Genomic DNA, 3739 nt, shown 5'->3' with positions numbered 1-3739 from the left:
AGTAGGGCTTGACCTCTAAGCCAGCTCTCTCTATCCCCTCTCTAACCAAGCCTAGGAGCTCGCCCTTTATCCTCTCAACAAGCTCGCGCTCCTCTTTGCTTGGCTTTATCTTTTGAAGGACTTCCTGCAAGATATCTCTCGTCATCACTTGCTACCTCACTATCAAGGGGTATATAAATAAGTCGATAACCAACTATCAACCTAAATCAACACGCTTTATCGTCTCGTAAATCGGGCCCTTGGGCGTTAGGGTGCTCTTTTTGAGCTCTATAGCTTCAACTGTGAATTCACCGAAGTCCTCATTGGCGAGCTCCTTTAAAGTGAGCATGAGCTCGACCTTGTCCCTGACGTACTTTACCCTTCCAATCGTTATGTGTGACACAAACTCCTTGTCCTTTTTAAAGCCGAGCTTCCTCATGGCGTTTTCAACGTCCTGAGCAATTTTTTTGATTTCCTCATCTCCCTCTAAGCCCGCCCACATAACGCGGATGTAGTTGTAGCTTGGGAAAACGCCTATACCCTTAACCTTAACGCTGTGCTTCCTGTATTTTTTAGCTATGCCCTCCAAAATCTCGCCTATATCTTTCGCCTGCTCCTCTGTAATCTCCCCCAAAAACTTGATCGTTAAATGCAGGTTTTCCGGCTCAACGAACTTTATCTTAGCCGCTTTAGCGCGCTCAATCTTATCCTGCGCTTTAACGAGGTTTTCTCTAACCGCATCGTTAATCTCAATGGCGATGAACGCCCTCATAATACCACCCCTACAAGATAGGGGTTAAAAAATAAAAAGATTCCTAAAAATGAATCACTCAATGGATTTCAGTGTGTTGAGGGTTTCCTTCAAGCCCTCGTATCCAAACTCCAAATAAGTTCTCCCTTCGCCTTCATAGCCATCGGCATAGGCACTCCAGGCTCTGTTTAGACTTCTCTCCGCCCTGCTGAAAGCTGTCATGAGCTGCCCGTATGCCTTAAGACTCTCGATTCTCAGGGGCCGAGCTTTCTCCGCAAACCCGTCCAAAAATTCGAGCACCTTTGATAGGGATTCCCTAACCTTATTGTGCTCTTCTATCTTCATTATTTCCCCAACATCTTCTATAGCCTTAGTAAGGATTCTTTCGAGTTCCTGAATTCCCCCACTTCCTTTCTGAGTCGCCCTGTGAAGCTCTTCCTTCTCTCCCCGCCTTCTAAGAACTATGCCTACTCCCATGATGATCAATGACCCAATAACTCCTCCCCACATTGGAGGTATCCTTGCAGCACTAATTGCCCCTCCAATTAATCCTCCTGTAAGCATGATATTTCCGATGAGCTTTTTCATCTCCATCACCTCATGGATGCAGGACTCCAGCCACAGTTAGCACGGCAAAGAGCAATGTCATTGCAGCTTCTCCTACCATCAAACCTGCAGCAAAGGGAAGCACCTTCTCTGTGATGAATTCGTGTCCCTTTTTCTTCTTTGTGAGCTCATGAACTATGCATCCAAGACCGTAGGGGAGTATGTAGAGCATTGGTAGATACATTGAAAGACCTACCAAAACTCCCAATCCAGGGACGCCGCTTAATGAAAGTGCAAATCCTAAGATACCTCCTGCCAGGAATTTATCTATGGGAACGCTTCCCCCGAGTATTGCATCCACCATTGATTTTAATGCCATCGCCTGTGGTGCGGGAACCATGTCATTTCCTATTCCATAGGCTTTCCATATGAGTCCAACGACGGTTAATGCTATTATCGGACCAATCCAAGCGGTTAAAAGCTCCACTTTCTGCTGTCTTGAGGGTATAGCACCCACAAGATGCCCTGTCTTGAGATCCTGCATCATATCCGCTGCACCTGAGATAGCCACGCCTACCGTAGCACCCAAGAGGATCGTCAGCGGAACGTTCTTGTTTGTCAGGTAGAGGAGTATCATCACAGAGACTAGTGAAAGTCCAGAAACTGGACTCCAGTCCGTCATTCCCGTTGACATAGCCACTAAGAGAGAGGCTATGAATATCCATGCCACACCTATGAACGCCGTGAGGAGGCTCCTTCCTAAACCCAGATTTGAAAGTCTGTATGCTGTTATAAACAGAAGAAGGAATGCCAATCCCGCACCTACATAGAGATAGCTTATTGGAAGCTCTTCATTCCTGCTCCTGGCACCCATTTTATTAGCCTGGGCAATGCTCTTTATTGCTACTGCTATGACGGGTAGGGAGAGTATTAAACCCGCAATTGAACCCCCGAGGAGCATTCCTATCCCAAGGGGTCTCGTCATGTTGGCATATACAAATGAGCTCACCGCAGCACCCTGAACATCACTTGGAATCCATCCCAAAGCCTTAACCACGGGCGTTATTATGTAATAGGAGAGCGCTCCTCCGGCCAGGACTATCAAACCGTTCCTTCCCGTTATGAGCCCCATTCCAAAGACCATTAGAGATAGTGCCATGGCAAGATTTATCCACGAAGGGAGATGGAGGAAGGAGCCTATGTTAATGACCTCTGGAAGCACATGGGGCAGACCAAGAAGGGGGAACTGCTGCACCAGATAAACCAAAGCACTCAAAATCATTCCGAAGAACAGTAATCTGGCTTTTTCTATACCGCTTCCGGGGGTCTTAAGAACTGTTGCTACCGCGGTTCCCGTGGGGAACTTAAGCCTGTCTATCTCGATCATCTGCTTCCTAAGGGGAATTATGAAGGTGATTCCCAATATGGCACCTGCAGCAGTTGCAAGGAAGAAGTATAGGGTACTTATCTCCTCGTGCATGCCCATGATGTAGAGGGCAGGTATTGTGAATATAACTCCCGAAACGGAGATGTTGACAGCTGATGCTATGGTTTGAACGATGTTGTTCTCCACAACAGTGCCTTTCTTAAGAACGCCTCTAAGAATTCCCCATCCAACAATTGCAGCTATTGCAGAGCCACCTGAAGTGAATCCCATTATCATCCCAGCATATGTGAAGCTTGCAGCCATGAACGCACCCCATAAAACGCCCAATATAACGGCTGCTGGGGTTATCTCACGATATGTTTGTCTTTTATCCGAAGCAACATTTTTTGGCACGTCCCTAAAGCTCTCCATATCCCAACCTCCTGTACATTTGTGCACATTGTATACATTTTCAATTCCTCAAGAGCAAAAGCAAGACATGCTGCCTTTTTAGTACATATAAAGTTTTTCAGAGCGTTTAAATCCATAAAAGAGCCATAACAAACAATAGTTACTTCCAATTAACGTCCATGCAGCTTTTCAATAACCAATGAACTTTCCCTCATCAGAGAAATGCCCAAATGAACACTAGAGCACATTACGACACGTGGGGCACGGGAATATTAGAATGCTACGGTGAATGAATAAACAATCCTCCGTGGGAACCTTCACTCTCCCAGCATCTCATACATAATTTTCAGACGATAAGCGTGTTTGAGCTCTTCATTTGCCATCATGAGGAATATCTCACTCAAAGAGCCTTCCAAGATTTTCGATAGTTTTGAATAGAGCTCATAGGAGTGCTTTTCTCTTATAAGGGCATCCAAGATTAAGTCCTCCAGAGTTTTTGGCTCGACACGCTCATCTTTAAAGTAGGGCTCAAGACCTAGGGCATCCAGATAATCTATAATGGGGGTTCCCTCCAGCATACCCTCTTCCAAAAAGCCTTCAACTGTCATCCTGTGTCTAAGCTCCTCACTCGCAAGCCATGAGAAATGACTCATAAAAGAGGGTTTTTCAGAAGAGGCAAAAGTCTC

Annotated in this window: 4 protein-coding genes; all 4 read right to left on the bottom strand. The window is 45.9% G+C overall.

The genetic code is table 11. The features are described from left to right. Positions 1-196: 196 nt before the first annotated feature. Positions 197-751 (bottom strand): RNA 2',3'-cyclic phosphodiesterase, encoded by a 555-nt coding sequence (gene thpR / locus ACXJGZ_RS07295; RefSeq protein WP_456398846.1) that lies wholly within the window; start codon positions 749-751, stop codon positions 197-199. A 54-nt stretch (positions 752-805) separates the two neighbouring features. Then, positions 806-1324, bottom strand: coding sequence for a cell division protein (locus ACXJGZ_RS07290; protein WP_456326428.1), 519 nt, complete (start codon positions 1322-1324; stop codon positions 806-808). Positions 1325-1328: 4 nt separating this feature from the next. Next, complete coding sequence (locus tag ACXJGZ_RS07285; protein ID WP_456398843.1) at positions 1329-3074, bottom strand: OPT family oligopeptide transporter; 1746 nt, start codon at positions 3072-3074, stop codon at positions 1329-1331. A gap of 296 nt (positions 3075-3370) precedes the next feature. Continuing rightward, the coding region (locus ACXJGZ_RS07280) for a ferritin family protein (protein WP_456398841.1) at positions 3371-3739 on the bottom strand (369 nt) is incomplete at its 5' end.

The sequence above is a fragment of the Palaeococcus sp. (in: euryarchaeotes) genome (assembly GCF_053987695.1).
The sequence above is the reverse complement of the archived record's forward strand: the minus strand, read 5'-3'. Positions and strand labels throughout refer to the sequence as shown.

What these genes read in the sequence shown, in the direction of transcription:
- thpR (WP_456398846.1), bottom strand. Translation starts at nt 751, where the DNA reads ATGAGGGCGTTCATCGCCATTGAGATTAACGATGCGGTTAGAGAAAAC.
- ACXJGZ_RS07290 (WP_456326428.1), bottom strand. Translation starts at nt 1,324, where the DNA reads ATGGAGATGAAAAAGCTCATCGGAAATATCATGCTTACAGGAGGATTA.
- ACXJGZ_RS07285 (WP_456398843.1), bottom strand. Translation starts at nt 3,074, where the DNA reads ATGGAGAGCTTTAGGGACGTGCCAAAAAATGTTGCTTCGGATAAAAGA.